Source organism: Bacillus sp. UMB0893 (assembly GCF_002858905.1).
Classification (GTDB): Bacteria; Bacillota; Bacilli; order Bacillales; family Bacillaceae; genus Bacillus_P.
The window spans coordinates 1-1,785 of the sequence record NZ_PKLB01000020.1 but is presented as its reverse complement, the minus strand read 5'-3'; the positions used below and the strand labels follow the sequence as shown (position 1 = coordinate 1,785).

The 1,785-nt window shown below is 46.9% G+C and carries 1 protein-coding gene; it reads right to left on the bottom strand.

The genetic code is table 11. From position 1 onward, the window contains the following. Positions 1–381: 381 nt before the first annotated feature. Positions 382–1,659 (bottom strand): IS110 family transposase, encoded by a 1,278-nt coding sequence (locus CYJ36_RS23335; RefSeq protein ID WP_101569576.1) that lies wholly within the window; start codon positions 1,657–1,659, stop codon positions 382–384. Positions 1,660–1,785 lie beyond the last annotated feature (126 nt).

Here is a 1,785-nt window from a genome sequence, read left to right as displayed (position 1 = left end):
CTCCCTCTATAAATATTGATATATCAACGGTTTGACCCGTTGGTGGGATGTCAAAAAAATATTTTTCGACAAACACCCTAACAGAATTTAATAAATATGTGATTCTCTTACAATTAGTGGGTACGCTACGCGGTCACTACTGGGTAATGATGGTAAAGTAGTGATCACAAAGTATACGATGCACAATGGATCTCTGCGTAGCTTATGATGACGTACCCTCCCATGTCTCTGGGCATCCAAGTGCCTACATTCCTTCGTTCGGTCTAGTCATAAGGCAGAGGCTAGCGAAGCTCCTTTAGGGACTCAAGGTCGAATGGATGATATAGTGCCAGCTTCTCCGTGTCATCCTGTTGTCTAGGTCGTTTAAGGGGATGCAGGACTTTACATAGCCTCTGCGAGGCCAGGAATATCCTTCATCATTCGCTTTGCGTCAAACGCTTTGTGCTTCGTGCTGATCCCATGAAGAACTTTTAAGAGTTTCCCGCATAGTACCACGATGGATTGCTTCTTGCGTAACGGATTATCCTTACGGTTTGTGTAATATTCATGCAGCCTTCTAAAGGCATCGTTATGGCGAACCATCGGCATCATGACTCGGAATAGGAGGGCGCGTAGCTTTCTCCTGCCCCGTTTAGAGATTCTCTTTTGTCCTTTGTGCTGACCGGAGGAGTTTTCCCGTAATGTCAATCCCGCGAGTTTGATGAGTTGGCGTGGATCTTCGTAGTGTGAGAAGCTTCCGATTTCAGCTAGTAAATCAACAATGGTCGTATCTCCAAGTCCAGGTACCGTTGAGAGCCATTCATATTCTACTGATGTTTTAACAAGCTCGACCAGGTGCTGCGTAATGCTTTCAATCTCCTGTTCCAACTGGTGGTAACGGCGAACGAGAGTGGCAATTTCTATACGGGCCATCTCCCGTCCCTCTGTAACTCCGATGGAGTTAGAAGCAACTTCAATGAGTCGTACTGCTTTTGGCCGTTGGGGGGATTTGAGCCCCTCCACCTGACGGTAAATTGCCAATACCTCATCCGGCTGTTTTTGGTGAAGATCAGCCGGAAATGGAGTGCATTCCAGGACAGCCATTGCCATCTTCCCGAATGACGGAAAGACCTGGGTGAACTCAGGGAAATAACGGTCCAGCCAGCGAATGATCATGTTTTTAACGGCTCCCAGCTCCTCTGTCAACTTGCTTCTAAATGTTGAACCCACACGGAGTTCAGCCTCCATGTCCTTTAGGATGCGAGGATAGCTGAAGCGCCCATCTTTGATCAAGCGAGCGATGACTAGTGCATCCTTACGGTCATGTTTGGTTGGCAGGTTGTCATCCAGCTCCTTTGATCGCTTGACGTGCATAGGATTGGTCATGACTAGGGGGATGCCTCGTTCCTCAAGGAAATAGGCCAGGTTAAGCCAGTAATGCCCTGTTGGTTCAATCCCAACTATGACTTCCGTTTTTCCGAAGTCTTTCATGGCATCCAAAATACGCTGATAAAATCTCTGAAAACCGTCGCCAGACTGTAATACCGAGAAAGATTTTTGGAGCACACGCCCACGGTCATCGACAAAGCAGGCGAAGTGTTTCCGCTTGGCAATATCGATTCCTACTACGAGTGTTTGTTCGGTGACTTGATTTATTTTCTGGTTTTGTTTAAAATCCATGTTGGAGTCCTCCTTGGTTACCTAAGTTAGGGGTCAATTCGGTGCACGATTTGACACCCCGTATCATACCAAGAGGGCTCTTTTTTGTTCAAGTGCCCGAAAATCCTTCTAACAGGAATGCTCCTT